Below are 20,157 nucleotides of genomic sequence, written 5' to 3'. Positions count from 1 at the left end.
CCGATCCGCGGCGCGACCGGCGGCCGCGCGTGTCCCCCTCGCGTGGGATTACCACTCTCCGGGTCGGTTTCAACCCCGTCAACGGGAGTAGTTGAAGCGCTCGGCGCCGCTCATCACAAGGCCCGACTTTCGGTCAGAGGGCCAAGCCTGAAATAGTTCCCCACGATGTTCGACATCCCTAGACTCCCTGTGATGGGGGTAACTCGGGGGACAACTCAGTGGGGCATGGAGTGCCGGAACTCGTACTGGAATCAAACGGACGGACCTGGACGCTCGATTCGTCCAGGACCTACACGCTCGGACGCGATCCGCAGGGAGACGTCGTGTTCGACGACGCCAGGGTCTCCTGGCGTCACGCTACGGTCAGCTTCAACGGACGCAGTTGGGTCATCGAGGACCATGGCAGCACCAACGGCACGTTCGTGCAGGGGCAGCGGATCGGTCAGCTGGAGATCGGCCCCGGAACCGCCGTGCACCTCGGCAACGCGACCGACGGTCCGCGCCTGAACCTGTCCGGTGCCGCTGTCGCCGCTCAACAGCAGCCGCAGTCCGCGCCGTACGCCGCGCAGGGCGCGAGCGCCGGCTGGGCCCAGCAGGCCCCGCCGCAGCAGCAGGCCCCGCAGGCCGGTTGGCAGCAGCCGCAGCAGGCCGCGCCGATTCCGCAGCAGCAGGGCGCGCAGCAGGTGCCCGGTGGTGGCGCGGGGGCGCCGCCGGTCTACGGCGACCGCAGCCCGACCACGTTCCACCAGTTCTCGCTGGGCCGCGTGATGCGCATCGGCCGTGCGCTGGAGAACGAGCTGGTCGTCTCCGACCTCCAGGTCTCCCGGCACCACGCCGAGTTCCATGTGACGCCCGACGGCCGCTTCGAGATCCGTGACCTGGGCTCGCACAACGGCACGTACGTCAACGGCCAGCCGATCGCCAAGGGCGGCTCGCAACTGCTGGGGCCGACCGACATCGTCGGCGTCGGCCACTCAACGTTCCGTATCGTCGGCGACCGGCTCGAGGAGTTCGTCGACACCGGTGAGGTCTCCTTCTCCGCGCGCCATCTGACCGTCACGGTCGACGGCGGCAAGCAGATCCTGAAGGACGTCTCCTTCGGCGTCCCGGAGAAGTCGCTGATCGCGGTCATCGGCCCGTCCGGCTCCGGCAAGTCCACCCTGCTGAAGGCGCTGACCGGTTACCGGCCCGCCAACCAGGGCGAGGTCCTCTACGACAACCGGAACCTGTACAAGCAGTTCGCCGAGCTGCGCCAGCGCATCGGTCTGGTCCCGCAGGACGACATCCTGCACAAGGAGCTGACCGTCAAGAAGGCCCTCAAGTACGCGGCCAAGCTGCGCTTCCCGGCCGACACCACGCCCGCGGAGCGCGAGTCCCGCATAGACGAGGTGCTGCGCGAGCTGAAGCTGGACATCCACAAGGAGAAGAAGGTCACCTCCCTCTCCGGCGGCCAGCGCAAGCGGGTCTCGGTGGCGCTGGAGCTGCTCACCAAGCCGTCGCTGATCTTCCTGGACGAGCCCACCTCGGGCCTGGACCCGGGCATGGACCGCGATGTCATGCAGCTGCTGCGCGGCCTCGCCGACGACGGCCGCACGGTCCTCGTCGTCACCCACTCCGTGGCCGAGCTGGCGATCTGCGACAAGCTGCTCGTGATGGCGCCGGGCGGCTCGGTGGCCTACTTCGGCCCGCCGGAGGAGGCGCTGAACTTCTTCGGCTACGACACCTGGGCCGATGTCTTCTCCGCCTTCGAGAACTACCGCGACTACGACTGGGCGGGCCGCTGGAAGGGCTCGCAGCACTACCAGATGTACGCCGCGGACATCGACGCCGTTGCGCCGCAGGCCGTACAGATGCCTCCGATGCAGGCGATGAAGCCGCCTAAGCCGCAGGGCTGGATGTCGCAGTTCGTCACGCTGGTGCGCCGCTATGTGTCGGTGATCGCGTCCGACAAGGGCTTCCTCGCCCTGATGGTGATCCTGCCGGCCGTGCTCGGCGCGGTGAGCCTGCTCATCGACGCCGACAAGGGCCTGCTGCCCAACCCGGCCAACCCGCAGACCGGCCGGATCATCCCGAACGGCACGGCCACCACGGTCCTGCTGATCCTCGCGGTCGGCGCCTGCTTCGCGGGTGCCGCGAACTCGGTCCGTGAGCTGATCAAGGAACGGGTGATCTACGAGCGGGAGCGCGCGACCGGCCTGTCCCGTTCGGCGTATCTGATGTCCAAAGTGTTCGTGCTCGGCATGATCACCGTGTTCCAGGGCCTGCTGGTCGGTGTGATCGGCTTCACCAGCCGTGAGATCCCGAAGGAGGGCCTGGTCCTCGGCGGCGCGACGATCGTCGAGCTGTCCGTGCCGATCATGGCGCTCGGCTTCACCTCGATGATGTTCGGCCTGATCATCTCCTCGCTGGTGAAGACGGCCGAGAAGACCATGCCGCTGCTGGTCATGTTCGCGATCATCCAGGTCGTGTTCACGGGCTGTCTGTTCACCCTGCACGGCTCGATCGGCGTCAACGAGTTCTCGTATCTGATGCCGTCCCGCTGGGCGGTCGCCGCGGCCGGTGCCACGCTGGACTTCAACAAGATCAGCCCGCCCAAGGACGGCGCGGGCACCGACCCGCTGTGGGACCACACGGTCGGTGCCTGGGGCGTGGACATGGCCGCCCTGATCGCCCTCGGCGTGATCTGCGGCTTCTTCGTGGCCCGCTTCCTGCGCCGCCACGAGCCCGAGGTCATGCGCAAGTAACCGCGCCCGTACGACGCCGAAGGGCGGCACCCCGGCTGGGGGTGCCGCCCTTCGGCGTACGCGAGAAGAGGTCCGCGCGGCCTCAGTACGCGCTGTTGACGTTGTCCATCGAGCCGTACTTGTCGGCGGCGTAGTTGCAGGCGGCCGTGATGTTGGCGACCGGGTCGTAGATGTTCCACGACGTGCCGGGCACGTGGTACGCCTTGAAGGTCGGCGGGATGACCTGGAGCAGGCCCTTCGACGGGATGCCGTTGATGGCGTTGATGTCCCAGCCGTTGATGGCCATCGGGTTGCCGGAGGACTCCCGCATGATGTTGCGGTGCAGGCCGCTGTACGAGCCCGGGATGCCCTTGGCCTTCATGATGTCCAGGGACTCCCGGATCCAGCCGTCCAGGTTGTTGGGGTAGGACTTCGCGGGCTTGGCCGCGGCGCGCTCGACGGACCGGCTCGCGGTCTGCTTGGCGGTGCGCTCCTGGGCGGCCTTCGTGGCGGCCTTCTTGGCGGCCTCGGCGACGGCCTTCGCCTTGGCGGCGCTCGCGGCCTGCTTCTTGACGACCGCGTCCGCGGCGGCCTTCTTCTGTGCCGCGATCTCCTGGACCTTGACCGTCTGGGTGGCGAGCTGGTCGGTGATCGAGCCCTTGACGTCCTTGATCTGCTCGGTGCTGTACGCCACCCGAGCCTGGGCCGGAGCCCCGGTCGTGATCGTCTCGGCGCTGCTGGGTACCGCCGAGAAGGCGATGGCGGCGGTTCCGAGGGCGGCGACGCCGCTGATCGCGATCTTATGGTGCTTGGTCAGGCGACGACTGAGACCACGAATGTTGGTGTTCTTGAGCATGGGAGACAGACCTCTTCGAATAGCGCGGAGTCGCCTTCTGTCCGACGGGGGAACCGGGTCCGGCCCGTACGAACGCCGTGGGGCGAAACCCACGACGTCCGGCGACGGGAGCAATTCTTAGCGGCCGCAAAATCTCCTGGCAAAGGTGTGACGTACGACCCTGGATAGTGGATCGGAGAAGGGCAAAACGGGACAGACTGGAACGTCTGCCCCGTTCAGGACGTGTCGGTATATCTCCTATGTCCGTTCGTACGTGATCCGCACCCTATGCGCGGGCTCACATCGCGGGCGATGAATCCTCACCGAAAGTTGCCAAAGCAACGCTCTGTGTCAGGGCTCTCCTCCGGCAGGATGAGATGCACGTCGCCGAACTCGTGCCACAGATAGAGCCCGCGCCGCGCTTCCTCGTAACCGCGGTCGACCACCGCCCGCCCCGCGACCGCCTCCAGCATCAGCAGATGCGAGGCCTCCGGCTCGTGCAGCCCGGTCAGCAGCCCGTCGACCACCCGCACCCCGCGCTCGGGCGTCACCACGAGATCGGTCCACCCCTCGGCCGCCCGCACCGTCCCGTCCGCCCCGGCCGCCGACTCCACCGCCCGCACCGCCGTCGTACCGACCGCGACCACCCGGCCCTCCCCGGCCCGCACGTCATTGATCAGCCGCGCCGACGCCTCGGGCACCGCGTACCGCTCCGGATACGGCGGCTCGTGCGCCTCCGCCGACGCCACCCCGGTGTGCAGCGTGACCGGCGCGAACCGCACACCCCGGCTCACCAGCTCCGTCACCAGTCGTGGTGTGAAGGGCCGGGCGGCGCTCGGCATCTCCGCACTGCCCGCCCCGTCGGCCGACGGCAGCGCGAACACCGTCTGATACACGGACAACGGCTGGTCCCGCTCCGTATAGGAGTACCGAATGGGCCGCCCGTGCTCCCGCAGCAGCCCGAACACGTCCGCCCCGGCCACCCGCGCCCACCACAGCCGCTCACCCCGCGCACTCAGCGGCTCCTCCAGCACCAGCCCCGCACCCCCGGGAAGCCGCACCTCTGTACCCGCGGGCCCTCCCGCCCGTCTCCCACCACCACCCTTCCAAGGAGCGCTTCGCGCCCCGCTCGATTTACGCGCGCGCGTGGTGCCCCTGCCGTCCGGATCCCGCAGCTCGACGGCCCACCGCCCGTCGTCCCCGAGCGTGGAGAAGTGCACCACCACGTGCGCGTGCCCGATCCGCCCGTCCACCGCGGCGGCCAGCGTGGGCGAGGTGTTCACCACCAGCAGGTCCCCTGCCCGCAGCAGCCGCGGCAGCTCCGCGAACACGTGGTGCGACACCTCGGACCCACGCGACACCAGCAGCCGTACGGCATCCCGCCCCAGCCCCGGCCCACGCTGCTCGGCGGGCACCCGCGCCGACAGCTCCTCGGGCACCTTCAGCGCCGGTGTCATCGTTCCTCCAGGAGGGAGGGCGCTTCATAGCGGCCGCTCGCGGGACGTTCGTCCAGGAGCCGCAGGAAGGCGGGCACCACATGCGCCGGTTCCGGTCGGGGATGGTCGTCGTCCGGTACGGCCGCCGCATACAGCTCCGTGGCCATGTCCCCGGGGTCGACCGCCCACACCCGCAGCCGTGGCTCCTCCTCGGCGAGCACCGCCGCGAGCTGGTCGAGGGCCGCCTTGGACGCCCCGTAGCCGCCCCAGGTCTCGTACGCCTCGGCGGCCGCGTCCGAGCTGACTGTGACCACCGCGCCCGCCGGCGACTCCCGCAGCAGTGGCAGCGCCTCCTGGACCAGGCCCAGCGCGGCCACCACATTCACCTCCAGCGCCCGCCGCAGCCCCTCCAGCGGCAGCTCCGCCAGCCGCACCAGCGGCTCGGCGCCCAGCGCGCTCGCGTTGTTCACCAGCAGATCGACACCGCCCAGCCTCCACGCCGCCGCCACCAGCTCCGCCCGGTGCCCGGCGTCCGTGACGTCCCCGGGCAACGCCTCGACCCGCGTGCCGTGGGCGGCCACGGCCGTGGCCGCCGCAGTGAGCGCGTCGGCGCCCCGGGCGTCGAGCACCAGATCCCAGCCGCGCGCGGCCAGCGCCTCGGCGAGCGCCCGTCCCAGCCCCTTCGAGGCCCCCGTGATGATCGCTACCGGCATGACAACCGTCCCCTCTGCCGCGCCGACCTCCGACCGGCGGTGGCATCAACCTAGGAACGTCACGGCCCCGGCCGCCTCGGACGCGGGCCGCAGATCGACGCGGTCCTTCGCCCTAAGCCGCACGTCCGGGGCCGGAGACCTACGCCACGGGAACTAGGGCCATCGGCCCAGGTCCGGCCGCCACTGGTCCGATCCGCACTGTCACACCCCGCCGGTACCGTGAGGTCATGAGTCAAGGCCCCCGGTCCGGCCTCGCCGCGGTGAGTTCCGCGCTGCTGGCCATGAGCAGGCACCTGGAGGTGCGCGACGTCCTCAAGACGATCGTCGCCTCGGCCCGCGAGCTGCTCGACGCGCAGTACGCAGCCCTCGGCGTCCCGGACGACCACGGCGGCTTCGCCCAGTTCGTCGTCGACGGGGTCAGCGACGAACAGTGGAAGGCCATCGGCCCGCTCCCGCGTCAGCACGGCATCCTCGCCGCGATGCTCCACGGGGCCCGCCCGGAGCGCCTCGCCGATGTGCGCAAGGACCCGCGCTTCGAGGGCTGGCCCGCCGCCCACCCCGAGATGTCCGACTTCCTCGGCCTGCCGATCCGCGACGGTGACGAGATCATCGGCGCGCTGTTCCTGGCCAACAAGCGGTGTCCCAAGCCCGAGGGAAGCTGCGGCTTCACACAGGAGGACGAGGAACTGCTGGCCATCCTCGCCCAGCACGCCGCGATCGCCCTCACCAACGCCCGCCTGTACGAGCGCAGCCGCGAGCTGACGATCTCCGAGGAACGCTCCCGGCTCGCCCACGAACTGCACGACGCGGTGAGCCAGAAGCTGTTCTCCCTGCGCCTGACGGCACAGGCGGCCGCGGCCCTGGTCGACCGCGACCCCTCCCGCGCCAAGGGCGAGCTGCACCAGGTGGCCCGGCTCGCCGCCGAGGCCGCCGACGAACTGCGCGCCGCCGTGGTGGAGTTGCGCCCCGCCGCCCTCGAGGAGGACGGCCTGGTCGCCACCCTGCGCACCCAGATCCAGGTCCTCGACCGCGCCCACAGCGCGCGCGTGTCCTTCGCCTCCAGCGGCTTCCGCGCCCTGCCCGCAGCACAGGAGGACGCGCTGCTGCGCGTCGCCCAGGAGGCCCTGCACAACGCCCTGCGGCACTCCGGGGCGGAGCACGTGGACGTCACCCTGGGCCGCCGCGCCCGCGGAGCCGTCCTGCGCGTCACCGACGACGGCGGCGGCTTCGAACCGAAGTCGACCCGCCGTGCGGGACGCCATCTGGGACTGGTCTCCATGCGGGACCGGGCCGGTGGGGTGGGCGGCTCGCTCACGGTGGAGTCCGCGCCCGGCAAGGGCACCACGATCGAGATGGAGGTCCCCGGTGGCTGACGCAATCAGGGTGCTGCTCGTCGACGACCACCAGGTTGTCCGCCGCGGCCTGCGCACCTTCCTGGAGGTACAGGACGACATCGAGGTCGTGGGCGAGGCGGCCGACGGCACCGAAGGGGTCGCCCGCGCCGAGGAACTGAAGCCCGACGTGGTCCTCATGGACGTCAAGATGCCGGGCATGGACGGCATCGACGCGCTGCGCAGGCTCCGCGAACTCGACAACCCCGCGCGCGTGCTCATCGTCACCAGCTTCACCGAGCAGCGCACAGTGGTCCCGGCCCTGCGCGCGGGCGCCGCCGGATACGTCTACAAGGACGTGGACCCCGACGCGCTGGCCGGCGCCATCCGCTCGGTGCACGCCGGGCACATCCTCCTCCAGCCGGAGGTGGCCGGCGCGCTGCTCTCCCAGGAGGACGCCAACTCGGGTCAGGGCAGGGCAGGTTCACTCACCGAGCGGGAGCGCGAGGTGCTGGGCCTGATAGCGGACGGCCGCTCCAACCGCGAGATCGCCCGCGCCCTCGTCCTGTCCGAGAAGACCGTCAAGACGCACGTCTCGAACATCCTGATGAAACTCGACCTCGCGGACCGGACCCAGGCGGCGTTGTGGGCCGTTCGTCACGGTGTGACAGGGTGAGATTCATACCGTCGGGGGAATGTCACCCGGACGGCGCACCCTCCCGCGATCTCCGCCGTTCTCCAGTGCGTGCCGCGGCGACTGCCGCGGTGATCGCCAAGGAGGGGTTGAAAGTGAAGAACCTGAAGAAGGCAGCGGCCGTGACCATGGTGGCCGGGGGCCTGCTGGCGGCCGGTGCCGGAATGGCCTCCGCCACGAACGGCTCCTGGGCCGGCGGCGAGGCCAAGGGCTCCCCGGGCGTCGTCTCGGGCAACGTCGTCCAGGCCCCCGTGCACGTCCCGGTGAACGTGGTGGGCAACAGTGTGAACGTCATCGGCGCCCTGAACCCGGCCTTCGGCAACGTGGGACTCAACCACTGAGCCCACCCCCGCCGCCCTCAGGCCTCCCGACCCTCACCGGGAGGCCGTTCAGGCCGATGGGGGTCTGGGGGCGGAGCCCCCAGTCGGCCCACACCAACGCCGATCACCACCGACCGGCGCTCACCGACCCCGCTCCCGCTCCTCCACAACGGAGTTGTACGCCGCGACCTGCGCCCGCCGTGCCGTCCGCTCCACCGGCCGCAGCGCGGCCCCCCGCGCCGCCATCTCCGAGGCGCTCACCGCACCCCCATGGCCGTTCTCATGGGCGAGGGAGATCAGCAGCCCCACCCGCTGAGCCAGCTCCAACACCCGCACCGCCCGCGGCGGATACCCCGGCGCCAGCACCTCGTTCCCCCGCTCGGCCCGCGCCCGGTACGCGTCGATCGCCGCCTCCGCCACCGGCCCCGACCCCGCCACGTCCAGCCGCGAGAGCATCGCCGTCGCGTCCCTGAGGGCCTCCGCCAGCTCCCGCTCGGCCTCACCCAACGACGGCACATCCGCGGGCGGCGCCTCCCGCACCGGCAGACAGTGCCAGACCACCTCGGCATGCACATCACCGGCGGGCCCGGTCTCGTACAGCTCGGGCACCAGCCCGAACGCGGCGCCGTGGCAGATCACCGCCTCCTCGGCCTCCAGCGCCCGCGCGTTGAACTCCGGCGGCCCGCTCAGCCCCAGCGGATGCCCCGGCGCGGGCAGCGCCACCCGCAGCCCGGTCACCCCGAGCGTCCGCAGCCGCCCCAGCGCGAGCGTGAGCCCGACCGGCGCCGACTCACCCGGCAGCCCCTCCACCCGGTGCACCGCGTCCTCGCCGACGATGGCGAGTACGGCGTCATCCGGCGAGACAAGTCCGGTCAATAGGGCATTTCCCCAAGCGGCGAGGCGTCCTGAACGCGGTTCCGAGAGCATGCCCCCACCCTAAGGACCGGACCGATGGAATGAACCGCGCCACCGGTGGCGTAGATTTCGTAGGGGCTGCGCCCACTGGCGCGGCGGACCGAGCCACAGGCGTACGCGACAGCCGAGACCGGCCACACTGCAAGGGGAGACAACGCGCTCATGAGCGATGTTCTGGAGCTTCAGGACGTATCCGTGGTCCGTGAGGGCCGGGCTCTGGTGGACCAGGTCTCCTGGTCGGTGAAGGAGGGCGAGCGCTGGGTCATCCTCGGCCCCAACGGCGCCGGCAAGACCACCCTCCTGAACGTCGCCTCCAGCTACCTCTACCCCAGCAAGGGCACCGCCACCATCCTCGGTGAGACCCTCGGCACACCCGGCACCGACGTCTTCGAGCTGCGCCCCCGCATCGGCGTGGCCGGCATCGCCATGGCCGACAAGCTCCCCAAGCGCCAGACCGTCCTCGAGACCGTGCTGACCGCCGCGTACGGCATGACCGCGCACTGGCACGAGGACTACGAGGAGGTCGACGAGCAGCGTGCCCGCGCCTTCCTCGACCGCCTCGGCATGACCGACTACCTGGAGCGCAAGTTCGGCACGCTCTCCGAGGGCGAGCGCAAGCGCACCCTCATCGCCCGCGCCCTGATGACCGACCCCGAACTGCTCCTGCTGGACGAGCCCGCCGCCGGCCTCGACCTCGGCGGCCGTGAGGACCTGGTCCGCCGCCTCGGCCGCCTCGCCCGCGACCCGATCGCCCCCTCCATGATCATGGTCACCCACCATGTCGAGGAGATCGCCCCCGGCTTCACCCACGTCCTCATGCTCCGCCAGGGCAAGGTCCTCGCCGCGGGCCCGCTGGAGCTCGAGCTCACTTCGCGCAACCTCTCCCTCTGCTTCGGCCTCCCGCTCGTCGTGGAGCAGGTCGGCGACCGCTGGACCGCCCAGGGTCTGCCGCTGTCCTGACCCCCTTTGCGCCCTGTCCGCGGCACCGTCCGCGGTTCTAACATGACCATGTGAACGACATCGACGCCTGGGTGTGGTGGCTCATCGGCGCTGCGGCGCTCGGAATCCCGCTCGTGATCACGGCGATGCCTGAGTTCGGCATGTTCGCCGTCGGCGCCGTCGCGGCCGCGGCCGTCGCGGGCCTCGGCTTCGACGTCGTCGTCCAGGTACTCACCTTCGTGGTCGTCTCGGTCGCCCTCATCGCCGTCGTACGGCCCATCGCGGCCCGGCACAGCGCCCAGCGCCCCCAACTCGCCACAGGCGTGGATGCGTTGAAGGGCAAGCAGGCCGTCGTACTGGAACGCGTCGACGGCTCCGGCGGCCGCATCAAGCTCGCCGGGGAGATCTGGTCGGCGCGTTCGCTCGACACCGACCGCGCCTACGAAGTGGGGCAGGAAGTCGACGTCGTGGACATCGAGGGGGCGACGGCGATCGTCATCTGACCTCGCAGGACTCAACTGAACCGAACACCCCACGAGTTGTGCGACGGTCTGTCAGACTCGTCCAGCAAGATCTTCAACAGTCATGAGATCTGCCGAAGGCGCCGAGGCGGAGAAGGGTACGGGGAGCCACGATGGAACCGGTCATCATCGTATTGATCATTCTGGTGGTGTTGGTCTTCATCGCCCTGATCAAGACGATCCAGGTCATCCCACAGGCCAGCGCCGCCATCGTCGAGCGCTTCGGCCGCTACACACGGACACTCAACGCGGGCCTCAACATCGTGGTCCCGTTCATCGACACCATCCGCAACCGCATCGACCTGCGCGAACAGGTCGTTCCGTTCCCGCCGCAGCCGGTGATCACCCAGGACAACCTGGTCGTGAACATCGACACGGTCATCTACTACCAGGTCACCGACGCCCGCGCGGCCACCTACGAGGTCGCCAGCTACATCCAGGCGATCGAGCAGCTCACCGTCACCACGCTCCGCAACATCATCGGTGGCATGGACCTGGAGCGCACCCTGACCTCCCGTGAGGAGATCAACGCGGCCCTGCGCGGTGTGCTCGACGAGGCCACCGGCAAGTGGGGCATCCGCGTCAACCGCGTCGAGCTCAAGGCCATCGAACCGCCGACCTCCATCCAGGACTCGATGGAGAAGCAGATGCGCGCCGACCGTGACAAGCGCGCCGCGATCCTCACCGCGGAAGGCACGCGTCAGGCGGCCATCCTCACCGCCGAGGGTGAGAAGCAGTCCCAGATCCTGCGCGCCGAGGGTGAGGCCAAGGCCGCCGCCCTGCGCGCCGAAGGCGAGGCCCAGGCCGTCCGCACGGTCTTCGAGGCGATCCACGCCGGCGACCCCGACCAGAAGCTGCTCAGCTACCAGTACCTGCAGATGCTCCCGAAGATCGCCGAGGGCGACGCCAACAAGCTCTGGATCGTCCCCAGCGAGATCGGCGATGCCCTCAAGGGCCTGTCCGGCGCCATGGGCAACTTCGGCCCCCTGGCGGGCGGTTCGGGCGGCGGCGGAACCTCCGTCCCGCAGCAGAACAACGGCAACGAGCGCCGCGAGAAGCCGTCGATCGACTGACGCACTCGTGATACGACGAGGGGCTCGCCTTCCCAGGAAGGCGAGCCCTTCTCACATACCGGCTGCGCGGCCGACCGACATACTGGCTACGCGGCCGGCTGGGACAGCCACTCCGGCAGCGCCTCGAAGTCCTCCCGCCCGAGCGCCAGCAGCATCGCGTCCTGCGGCGTCGGCTCGAACGGCGGCCGCAGCAGCGGCATACCCGCCTGCTCCGGAGTCCGGTCCGCCTTGCGGTGGTTGTCCTCCGCGCACGAGGCGACCGTGTTCAGCCACGAGTCCGCGCCACCCTGCGCCCGCGGCACCACATGGTCCACGGTCGTCGCCCGCCGCCCGCAGTACGCGCACCTGTGCCGGTCCCGCACCAGCACACCCCGCCTCGACCACGGCGCTTGTCTTCGGAACGGCACCCGTACATACCTGCACAGCCTGATCACCCGGGGCGCGGGTATGTCCACATCGGCACCCCGCATACGCAGTTCGGGGTGGGCCTGCTCGACGACGGCCTTGTCCTGCAGCACCAGAACGACAGCCCGGTTCAGAGTCACCGTCGACAGCGGCTCGAAGCTCGCGTTCAGCACCAGCGTGTCCCGCATCCAGCCCACCTCCCGTGCGCACCTGCCCACCCCCCGGCGGGCTTGGATCAACTCTGTACGGGCGCGCCGAGATGGACAACGCAATAAAAAATGCCCGCCTCTGATCACTTCCAAGACCGGAGGCGGGCAAACGTTCCATGAACGCTGGGCTGAATCGGCGCCGCGTCAGCCCTCGGCGGGATTCTCGTACTCACCGATGAGCTGGGCACGCGCGATCGCATGGAACCGCAGATTGAAACCGACGACGGCCGGGGACGCGTCGGAATCCGGACCGAGCTTGTCCTGGTCCACCGCGTACACGGTGAAGACGTACCGGTGCGGTCCGTCCCCGGGCGGCGGAGCGGCACCGCCGAAGTCCTTCGACCCGTAGTCGTTGCGCGCGTGCACCGCGCCCTCGGGCAGACCCTCGAACTTGCCGCTGCCCGCACCCACCGGCAACTCGGTCACGGAGGCCGGGATGTCGAACAGGACCCAGTGCCAGAAACCGCTGCCGGTCGGGGCGTCCGGGTCGTAGCAGGTCACGGCGAAGCTCTTGGTCCCGGCCGGGAACCCCTCCCACCGCAGCTGCGGGGAGGTGTTGCCGGCCGCGTGGACCTGAGCGTCGTTGAGCCTCGCGTTCGGCTCGACGTCCTCGCTCGTCACCGTGAACGACGGCACGGGCGGGTGGAAGTCATGGGGGAGCGGCCGCCGCTTGAGCTCGGTCACCTCGGTACCTCCTGATCGGTTCCTTCAGTAGGACCCGAGCCTAGAACCAGTTGCGCTTGCTGCCGACCTCGGACAGCCACTGGTTGAGGTACGCCGCCCAGTCGGTCCCCTGGAAGTCGTGCAGACCCACCTGGAAGGACCGGAAGGTGTCAGAGCCCTCGCTGAACAGGCCCGGCTTCTTGTCCATTTCCAGGATGACGTCCATGGCCTGCTCGTCCGCCACGAAGCTCAGCTCCACCTGGTTCAGGCCCCGGTACTGCGACGGCGGGAAGAACTCGATCTCCTGGTAGAACGGCAGCCGCTGCCGCGTGCCCCGGATGTGACCGCGCTCCATGTCCGCGTTCTTGAAGCGGAAGCCCAGCTGGATGAACGCGTCCAGGATCGCCTTCTGAGCCGGCAGCGGGTGCACGTTGATGGGGTCCAGATCACCGGAGTCCACCGCACGGGCGATCTCCAGCTCCGTGGTCACACCGATGTGCATACCGCGCAGGGCCTGCCCGTCGATCATCGTGACCGGCGTCTCCCAGGGGATCTCCAGCCCGAACGGAACGGTGTGCACGGCACCGGCCTGCAGCTGGAAGGCACCGCCGAGCCGCACCTTGGTGAACTCGATGTTCTGCTTGTACTCCTCGTCGCCGCTCTCCACCTCGACCCGGGCCTGCAGGCCCACGGACAGCCCCTCGATCTCCTGGCTGACGGACCCGCCCTGGATCCGCACCTCACCCTGGACGACACCACCCGGAACGACGTTGACCTCGGTCAGCACCGTCTCGACCGAAGCCCCGCCGGCGCCCAGACTCGCGAGCAGCTTCTTGAACCCCATGACTCTCCCTTTGCGTGTGGATTCCCTGATCCCTACAAACGCGATCCGGACGCGGCCGGTTCCGCGCCACACCCTGGCAAGCGGGGGATCCTTTGACCACCCCTTGACACAGACACGTCTGGACTACGCTCGTACGACATGATCGCGCCCCCGGACCGTACGCCACTGCCCAGGACATTCTTCGACCGCCCTGTGCTGGAAGTCGCCCCCGACCTTCTCGGCCGGATCCTCGTGCGAAGCACCCCGGACGGCCCGATCGCCGTGCGCCTCACGGAGGTCGAGGCATACGACGGCCCGAACGACCCCGGCTCGCACGCCTATCGCGGCCGCACACCCCGCAACGACGTGATGTTCGGTCCGCCCGGACACGTGTACGTCTACTTCACCTACGGCATGTGGCACTGCATGAACCTCGTCTGCGGTCCGGAAGGCTCGGCGAGCGCCGTCCTGCTCCGCGCGGGGGAGGTCGTGGAGGGCGCCGAGCTCGCGCGTAAACGTCGGCTCTCGGCCCGAAATGACAAGGAACTGGCCAAAGGGCCGGCACGCCTGGCCACGGCCCTGGACGTGGACCGCGCACTCAGCGGCACGGACGCGTGCGCTTCCGGCGAGACACCACTGAGGATGCTCACCGGTACCTCGGTGCCCTCCGACCAGGTGCGCAACGGCCCCCGCACGGGTGTGGCCGGCGACGGAGGCGTACACCCCTGGCGATTCTGGGTCGCGAACGACCCGACGGTGAGCCCCTATCGGGCCCACGTGCCCAGGCGCCGCTCAAGTTGACGCGTCCCTGGAAGGTGCGTAATGTGGCCCGAGCCGCTGAACCGGGTACGGCAATCGCCAGCAGCCGGAGCGGCCAACCCACTACCTGCTACTTCCCCTCGACCGGGGCGAATTTCGGCGTGTCCGCATGCCCGAATTCAAGCCCGCGGAACTCGATTATGAGTTGCCGAGAGGATCGGCTAACGTAGTGAATGTCGAAAGGCCGACAGGCGAAAGCCGGAAGCCCCAGACAAATCCCGCCGACCGGGAATCGGACGCCGAAAGGATCTGGTAGAGTCGGAAACACCGAAGGGAAGCGCCCGGAGGAAAGCCCGAGAGGGTGAGTACAAAGGAAGCGTCCGTTCCTTGAGAACTCAACAGCGTGCCAAAAGTCAACGCCAGATATGTTGATACCCCGTCTGTCGGACATTCTGTTCGATGGTCGAGGTTCCTTTGAAATAACACAGCGAGGACGCTGTGTGCGAGGGGACTATTCCTCCTCTCGCACCGCTCTCGTGGTGTTCAACCGGCTGTATTAATTTACTGGCCGAGTAAACATTCACGGAGAGTTTGATCCTGGCTCAGGACGAACGCTGGCGGCGTGCTTAACACATGCAAGTCGAACGATGAAGCCCTTCGGGGTGGATTAGTGGCGAACGGGTGAGTAACACGTGGGCAATCTGCCCTTCACTCTGGGACAAGCCCTGGAAACGGGGTCTAATACCGGATACAACCACTGACCGCATGGTCGGGTGGTGGAAAGCTCCGGCGGTGAAGGATGAGCCCGCGGCCTATCAGCTTGTTGGTGAGGTAATGGCTCACCAAGGCGACGACGGGTAAGCCGGCCTGAGAGGGCGACCGGCCACACTGGGACTGAGACACGGCCCAGACTCCTACGGGAGGCAGCAGTGGGGAATATTGCACAATGGGCGAAAGCCTGATGCAGCGACGCCGCGTGAGGGATGACGGCCTTCGGGTTGTAAACCTCTTTCAGCAGGGAAGAAGCGAAAGTGACGGTACCTGCAGAAGAAGCGCTAACTAACTACGTGCCAGCAGCCGCGGTAATACGTAGGGCGCAAGCGTTGTCCGGAATTATTGGGCGTAAAGAGCTCGTAGGCGGCTTGTCACGTCGATTGTGAAAGCCCGAGGCTTAACCTCGGGTCTGCAGTCGATACGGGCTAGCTAGAGTGTGGTAGGGGAGATCGGAATTCCTGGTGTAGCGGTGAAATGCGCAGATATCAGGAGGAACACCGGTGGCGAAGGCGGATCTCTGGGCCATTACTGACGCTGAGGAGCGAAAGCGTGGGGAGCGAACAGGATTAGATACCCTGGTAGTCCACGCCGTAAACGGTGGGAACTAGGTGTTGGCGACATTCCACGTCGTCGGTGCCGCAGCTAACGCATTAAGTTCCCCGCCTGGGGAGTACGGCCGCAAGGCTAAAACTCAAAGGAATTGACGGGGGCCCGCACAAGCGGCGGAGCATGTGGCTTAATTCGACGCAACGCGAAGAACCTTACCAAGGCTTGACATACACCGGAAAACCCTGGAGACAGGGTCCCCCTTGTGGTCGGTGTACAGGTGGTGCATGGCTGTCGTCAGCTCGTGTCGTGAGATGTTGGGTTAAGTCCCGCAACGAGCGCAACCCTTGTTCTGTGTTGCCAGCATGCCCTTCGGGGTGATGGGGACTCACAGGAGACCGCCGGGGTCAACTCGGAGGAAGGTGGGGACGACGTCAAGTCATCATGCCCCTTATGTCTTGGGCTGCACACGTGCTACAATGGCCGGTACAATGAGCTGCGATACCGTGAGGTGGAGCGAATCTCAAAAAGCCGGTCTCAGTTCGGATTGGGGTCTGCAACTCGACCCCATGAAGTCGGAGTCGCTAGTAATCGCAGATCAGCATTGCTGCGGTGAATACGTTCCCGGGCCTTGTACACACCGCCCGTCACGTCACGAAAGTCGGTAACACCCGAAGCCGGTGGCCCAACCCCTTGTGGGAGGGAGCTGTCGAAGGTGGGACTGGCGATTGGGACGAAGTCGTAACAAGGTAGCCGTACCGGAAGGTGCGGCTGGATCACCTCCTTTCTAAGGAGCATCTAGATCTCGTAAGAGATCCAGAGCCACTACGTCGGCAAACGTCCGACGGTGGTCAGCTCATGGGTGGAACGTTGACTACTCGGCACACTTGACCTGCTCTGGTCGCTAGTACTGCTTCGGCGTGGAACGCGAGATGGGGAGGCGAGGGTGTCGGGCACGCTGTTGGGTGTCTGAGGGTGCGAGCGCTGCTCGCCCTTCTCGGATGTCGGCCCCGGTGAAGCATCAGAGTTCTGGTGTGTGACGGGTGGCTGGTCGTTGTTTGAGAACTGCACAGTGGACGCGAGCATCTGTGGCCAAGTTTTTAAGGGCGCACGGTGGATGCCTTGGCACCAGGAACCGATGAAGGACGTGGGAGGCCGCGATAGTCCCCGGGGAGTCGTCAACCAGGCTTTGATCCGGGGGTTTCCGAATGGGGAAACCCGGCAGTCGTCATGGGCTGTCACCCACTGCTGAACACATAGGCAGTGTGGAGGGAACGAGGGGAAGTGAAACATCTCAGTACCCTCAGGAAGAGAAAACAACCGTGATTCCGGGAGTAGTGGCGAGCGAAACCGGATGAGGCCAAACCGTATGCGTGTGAGACCCGGCAGGGGTTGCGCATGCGGGGTTGTGGGATCTCTCTTCTGTCGTCTGCCGGCGACAGGACGAGTCAGAAACCGTTGATGTAGGCGAAGGACATGCGAAAGGTCCGGCGTAGAGGGTAAGACCCCCGTAGCTGAAACGTCAGCGGCTCGTTTGAGAGACACCCAAGTAGCACGGGGCCCGAGAAATCCCGTGTGAATCTGGCGGGACCACCCGCTAAGCCTAAATATTCCCTGGTGACCGATAGCGGATAGTACCGTGAGGGAATGGTGAAAAGTACCCCGGGAGGGGAGTGAAATAGTACCTGAAACCGTGTGCCTACAAGCCGTGGGAGCGTCGGATGCAGCTTGCTGTATCTCGTGACTGCGTGCCTTTTGAAGAATGAGCCTGCGAGTTTGCGGTGTGTTGCGAGGTTAACCCGTGTGGGGAAGCCGTAGCGAAAGCGAGTCCGAACAGGGCGTTTCAGTAGCACGCTCAAGACCCGAAGCGGAGTGATCTAGCCATGGGCAGGTTGAAGCGGAGGTAAGACTTCGTGGAGGACCGAACCCACCAGGGTTGAAAACCTGGGGGATGACCTGTGGTTAGGGGTGAAAGGCCAATCAAACTCCGTGATAGCTGGTTCTCCCCGAAATGCATTTAGGTGCAGCGTCGTGTGTTTCTTGCCGGAGGTAGAGCACTGGATAGGCGATGGGCCCTACCGGGTTACTGACCTTAGCCAAACTCCGAATGCCGGTAAGTGAGAGCACGGCAGTGAGACTGTGGGGGATAAGCTCCATGGTCGAGAGGGAAACAGCCCAGAGCATCGACTAAGGCCCCTAAGCGTACGCTAAGTGGGAAAGGATGTGGAGTCGCACAGACAACCAGGAGGTTGGCTTAGAAGCAGCCACCCTTGAAAGAGTGCGTAATAGCTCACTGGTCTAGTGATTCCGCGCCGACAATGTAGCGGGGCTCAAGCGTACCGCCGAAGTCGTGTCATTGCAGCATATAGGGCCAACGCCTGCTGTGATGGGTAGGGGAGCGTCGTCTGCCGGGTGAAGCAGCACCGGAAGGTAGTTGTGGACGGTTGACGAGTGAGAATGCAGGCATGAGTAGCGATACAAACGTGAGAAACGTTTGCGCCGATTGACTAAGGGTTCCTGGGTCAAGCTGATCTGCCCAGGGTAAGTCGGGACCTAAGGCGAGGCCGACAGGCGTAGTCGATGGATAACCGGTTGATATTCCGGTACCCGCTGTGAAGCGTCAAACATCGAGCATCGTGATGCTAAGGCCGTGAAGCCGCCCTGATCTCTTCGGAGTTGAGGGGAGTGGTGGAGCCGCCGGACCAAGCGGTTAGTAGGTGAGTGATGGGGTGACGCAGGAAGGTAGTCCATCCCGGGCGGTGGTTGTCCCGGGGTAAGGGTGTAGGCCGCAAGGTAGGCAAATCCGCCTTGCATACGGCTGAGACCTGATGCCGAGCCGATTGTGGCGAAGTGGATGATCCTATGCTGTCGAGAAAAGCCTCTAGCGAGTTTCATGGCGGCCCGTACCCTAAACCGACTCAGGTGGTCAGGTAGAGAATACCGAGGCGTTCGGGTGAACTATGGTTAAGGAACTCGGCAAAATGCCCCCGTAACTTCGGGAGAAGGGGGGCCAGCTCCGGTGATCCGATTTACTCGGTGAGCTGGGGGTGGCCGCAGAGACCAGCGAGAAGCGACTGTTTACTAAAAACACAGGTCCGTGCGAAGCCGTAAGGCGATGTATACGGACTGACGCCTGCCCGGTGCTGGAACGTTAAGGGGACCGGTTAGCTCCATTTCGGTGGGGCGAAGCTGAGAACTTAAGCGCCAGTAAACGGCGGTGGTAACTATAACCATCCTAAGGTAGCGAAATTCCTTGTCGGGTAAGTTCCGACCTGCACGAATGGCGTAACGACTTCTCGACTGTCTCAACCATAGGCCCGGTGAAATTGCACTACGAGTAAAGATGCTCGTTTCGCGCAGCAGGACGGAAAGACCCCGGGACCTTTACTACAGTTTGATATTGGTGTTCGGTTCGGCTTGTGTAGGATAGCTGGGAGACTTTGAAACGCGGACGCCAGTTCGCGGTGAGTCGTCGTTGAAATACCAGTCTGGTCGTGCTGGATGTCTAACCTGGGTCCGTGATCCGGATCAGGGACAGTGTCTGATGGGTAGTTTAACTGGGGCGGTTGCCTCCTAAAGAGTAACGGAGGCGCCCAAAGGTTCCCTCAGCCTGGTTGGCAATCAGGTGTTGAGTGTAAGTGCACAAGGGAGCTTGACTGTGAGACCGACGGGTCGAGCAGGGACGAAAGTCGGGACTAGTGATCCGGCGGTGGCTTGTGGAAGCGCCGTCGCTCAACGGATAAAAGGTACCCCGGGGATAACAGGCTGATCTTCCCCAAGAGTCCATATCGACGGGATGGTTTGGCACCTCGATGTCGGCTCGTCGCATCCTGGGGCTGGAGTCGGTCCCAAGGGTTGGGCTGTTCGCCCATTAAAGCGGTACGCGAGCTGGGTTTAGAACGTCGTGAGACAGTTCGGTCCCTATCCGCTGTGCGCGTAGGAGTCTTGAGAAGGGCTGTCCCTAGTACGAGAGGACCGGGACGGACGAACCTCTGGTGTGCCAGTTGTTCTGCCAAGGGCATGGCTGGTTGGCTACGTTCGGGAGGGATAACCGCTGAAAGCATCTAAGCGGGAAGCCTGCTTCGAGATGAGGACTCCCACCCACTTGATGGGGTAAGGCTCCCAGTAGACGACTGGGTTGATAGGCCGGATATGGAAGCCAGGTAACTGGTGGAGTTGACCGGTACTAATAGGCCGAGGGCTTGTCCTCAGTTGCTCGCGTCCACTGTGTATGTTCTGAGGCAACGAACTGTTGCCGGCTTCAGAGCTGAACAAACAAGTAAAAAGTGTGCTTGTTCGCTCGAAACCATTAGGGTTTCGGTGGCCATAGCGTGAGGGAAACGCCCGGTTACATTCCGAACCCGGAAGCTAAGCCTCACAGCGCCGATGGTACTGCAGGGGGGACCCTGTGGGAGAGTAGGACGCCGCCGAGCAATCTTTGGAGGACCCCTGGTCCCAGCGTTCAGCTGGGACCAGGG

The 20,157-nt window shown here is 66.3% G+C and carries 15 protein-coding genes and 3 rRNA genes; 11 read left to right on the top strand and 7 right to left on the bottom strand.

Going from position 1 to position 20,157, the window contains the following annotated elements; translation table 11 throughout:
* Positions 1 to 218: 218 nt before the first annotated feature.
* Positions 219 to 2,744: an ABC transporter ATP-binding protein/permease gene (locus tag N8I87_RS09110; RefSeq protein WP_263207173.1), complete on the top strand. Its 2,526-nt coding sequence runs from the start codon at positions 219 to 221 to the stop codon at positions 2,742 to 2,744.
* Positions 2,745 to 2,826: 82 nt separating this feature from the next.
* On the opposite strand, the gene N8I87_RS09105 is transcribed toward N8I87_RS09110, so the two are convergent.
* From N8I87_RS09105 to N8I87_RS09095, 3 genes are all read right to left on the bottom strand, one after another.
* Positions 2,827 to 3,579, bottom strand: coding sequence for a transglycosylase SLT domain-containing protein (locus N8I87_RS09105; protein WP_263207171.1), 753 nt, complete (start codon positions 3,577 to 3,579; stop codon positions 2,827 to 2,829).
* Positions 3,580 to 3,878: 299 nt separating this feature from the next.
* Positions 3,879 to 5,015 (bottom strand): S-adenosylmethionine:tRNA ribosyltransferase-isomerase, encoded by a 1,137-nt coding sequence (locus tag N8I87_RS09100; protein ID WP_263207169.1) that lies wholly within the window; start codon positions 5,013 to 5,015, stop codon positions 3,879 to 3,881.
* The gene (locus N8I87_RS09095; protein WP_263207167.1) at positions 5,012 to 5,707 is read right to left on the bottom strand and encodes an SDR family NAD(P)-dependent oxidoreductase; all 696 of its coding nucleotides are present in this window, start codon (positions 5,705 to 5,707) and stop codon (positions 5,012 to 5,014) included. Before N8I87_RS09095 ends, N8I87_RS09100 begins: the two co-directional genes overlap by 4 nt.
* Before the next feature lie 227 nt (positions 5,708 to 5,934).
* Here N8I87_RS09095 and N8I87_RS09090 point away from each other — a divergent pair, with 227 nt between their 5' ends.
* The 3 genes from N8I87_RS09090 to N8I87_RS09080 all read left to right on the top strand — a co-directional run bounded on the left by N8I87_RS09090 (position 5,935) and on the right by N8I87_RS09080 (position 8,073).
* The gene (locus tag N8I87_RS09090; protein ID WP_263207165.1) at positions 5,935 to 7,080 is read left to right on the top strand and encodes a GAF domain-containing sensor histidine kinase; all 1,146 of its coding nucleotides are present in this window, start codon (positions 5,935 to 5,937) and stop codon (positions 7,078 to 7,080) included.
* A complete protein-coding gene (locus N8I87_RS09085) occupies positions 7,073 to 7,714 on the top strand; it encodes a response regulator (protein WP_263207163.1) in 642 nt (213 codons plus the stop codon). Before N8I87_RS09090 ends, N8I87_RS09085 begins: the two co-directional genes overlap by 8 nt.
* Positions 7,715 to 7,827: 113 nt before the next feature.
* Positions 7,828 to 8,073: a chaplin gene (locus tag N8I87_RS09080; protein ID WP_263207162.1), complete on the top strand. Its 246-nt coding sequence runs from the start codon at positions 7,828 to 7,830 to the stop codon at positions 8,071 to 8,073.
* 120 nt (positions 8,074 to 8,193) lie between these two features.
* On the opposite strand, the gene N8I87_RS09075 is transcribed toward N8I87_RS09080, so the two are convergent.
* Positions 8,194 to 8,979: an Rv1486c family protein gene (locus tag N8I87_RS09075; protein WP_263207161.1), complete on the bottom strand. Its 786-nt coding sequence runs from the start codon at positions 8,977 to 8,979 to the stop codon at positions 8,194 to 8,196.
* Positions 8,980 to 9,129: 150 nt separating this feature from the next.
* On the opposite strand from N8I87_RS09075, the gene N8I87_RS09070 reads away from it, so the two are divergent.
* The 3 genes from N8I87_RS09070 to N8I87_RS09060 all read left to right on the top strand — a co-directional run bounded on the left by N8I87_RS09070 (position 9,130) and on the right by N8I87_RS09060 (position 11,500).
* Complete coding sequence (locus tag N8I87_RS09070; protein WP_263207159.1) at positions 9,130 to 9,927, top strand: ABC transporter ATP-binding protein; 798 nt, start codon at positions 9,130 to 9,132, stop codon at positions 9,925 to 9,927.
* 50 nt (positions 9,928 to 9,977) lie between these two features.
* A complete protein-coding gene (locus tag N8I87_RS09065) occupies positions 9,978 to 10,409 on the top strand; it encodes an NfeD family protein (protein ID WP_263207157.1) in 432 nt (143 codons plus the stop codon).
* 131 nt (positions 10,410 to 10,540) lie between these two features.
* A complete protein-coding gene (locus N8I87_RS09060) occupies positions 10,541 to 11,500 on the top strand; it encodes an SPFH domain-containing protein (protein ID WP_263207156.1) in 960 nt (319 codons plus the stop codon).
* Between the two features lie 86 nt (positions 11,501 to 11,586).
* Here N8I87_RS09060 and N8I87_RS09055 read toward each other — a convergent pair whose 3' ends face one another.
* The 3 genes from N8I87_RS09055 to N8I87_RS09045 form a co-directional block, all read right to left on the bottom strand.
* The gene (locus tag N8I87_RS09055; protein ID WP_263207155.1) at positions 11,587 to 12,093 is read right to left on the bottom strand and encodes an HNH endonuclease; all 507 of its coding nucleotides are present in this window, start codon (positions 12,091 to 12,093) and stop codon (positions 11,587 to 11,589) included.
* 165 nt (positions 12,094 to 12,258) lie between these two features.
* Positions 12,259 to 12,798 carry a YbhB/YbcL family Raf kinase inhibitor-like protein gene (locus tag N8I87_RS09050; RefSeq protein ID WP_263207153.1) on the bottom strand — a complete coding sequence of 180 codons (540 nt, stop codon included), beginning with the start codon at positions 12,796 to 12,798 and terminating at the stop codon, positions 12,259 to 12,261.
* 40 nt (positions 12,799 to 12,838) lie between these two features.
* Positions 12,839 to 13,621 carry a sporulation protein gene (locus N8I87_RS09045; protein WP_263207152.1) on the bottom strand — a complete coding sequence of 261 codons (783 nt, stop codon included), beginning with the start codon at positions 13,619 to 13,621 and terminating at the stop codon, positions 12,839 to 12,841.
* 138 nt (positions 13,622 to 13,759) lie between these two features.
* Here N8I87_RS09045 and N8I87_RS09040 point away from each other — a divergent pair, with 138 nt between their 5' ends.
* From N8I87_RS09040 to rrf, 4 genes are all read left to right on the top strand, one after another.
* Positions 13,760 to 14,401, top strand: coding sequence for a DNA-3-methyladenine glycosylase (locus N8I87_RS09040; RefSeq protein ID WP_263207150.1), 642 nt, complete (start codon positions 13,760 to 13,762; stop codon positions 14,399 to 14,401).
* A 537-nt stretch (positions 14,402 to 14,938) separates the two neighbouring features.
* Positions 14,939 to 16,466, top strand: a 16S ribosomal RNA gene (locus tag N8I87_RS09035).
* Between the two features lie 303 nt (positions 16,467 to 16,769).
* Positions 16,770 to 19,889 (top strand): 23S ribosomal RNA (locus N8I87_RS09030).
* A 106-nt stretch (positions 19,890 to 19,995) separates the two neighbouring features.
* Positions 19,996 to 20,112, top strand: a 5S ribosomal RNA gene (gene rrf, locus N8I87_RS09025).
* Together the 16S, 23S and 5S rRNA genes form the textbook arrangement of a ribosomal RNA operon.
* Positions 20,113 to 20,157: the final 45 nt, after the last annotated feature.

This window comes from Streptomyces sp. HUAS 15-9 (assembly GCF_025642155.1).
Taxonomy (GTDB): domain Bacteria; phylum Actinomycetota; class Actinomycetes; order Streptomycetales; family Streptomycetaceae; genus Streptomyces.
Note: the sequence above shows the minus strand (reverse complement) of the source record. Positions and strands in the feature narration are given on the sequence as shown.

Bases quoted from the DNA above. Each gene is read 5' to 3' on its own strand.
- N8I87_RS09105 (WP_263207171.1), bottom strand. From the start codon at position 3,579: ATGCTCAAGAACACCAACATTCGTGGTCTCAGTCGTCGCCTGACCAAG.
- N8I87_RS09100 (WP_263207169.1), bottom strand. From the start codon at position 5,015: ATGACACCGGCGCTGAAGGTGCCCGAGGAGCTGTCGGCGCGGGTGCCC.
- N8I87_RS09095 (WP_263207167.1), bottom strand. From the start codon at position 5,707: ATGCCGGTAGCGATCATCACGGGGGCCTCGAAGGGGCTGGGACGGGCG.
- N8I87_RS09090 (WP_263207165.1), top strand. From the start codon at position 5,935: ATGAGTCAAGGCCCCCGGTCCGGCCTCGCCGCGGTGAGTTCCGCGCTG.
- N8I87_RS09075 (WP_263207161.1), bottom strand. From the start codon at position 8,979: ATGCTCTCGGAACCGCGTTCAGGACGCCTCGCCGCTTGGGGAAATGCC.
- N8I87_RS09070 (WP_263207159.1), top strand. From the start codon at position 9,130: ATGAGCGATGTTCTGGAGCTTCAGGACGTATCCGTGGTCCGTGAGGGC.
- N8I87_RS09060 (WP_263207156.1), top strand. From the start codon at position 10,541: ATGGAACCGGTCATCATCGTATTGATCATTCTGGTGGTGTTGGTCTTC.
- N8I87_RS09055 (WP_263207155.1), bottom strand. From the start codon at position 12,093: ATGCGGGACACGCTGGTGCTGAACGCGAGCTTCGAGCCGCTGTCGACG.
- N8I87_RS09045 (WP_263207152.1), bottom strand. From the start codon at position 13,621: ATGGGGTTCAAGAAGCTGCTCGCGAGTCTGGGCGCCGGCGGGGCTTCG.
- N8I87_RS09040 (WP_263207150.1), top strand. From the start codon at position 13,760: ATGATCGCGCCCCCGGACCGTACGCCACTGCCCAGGACATTCTTCGAC.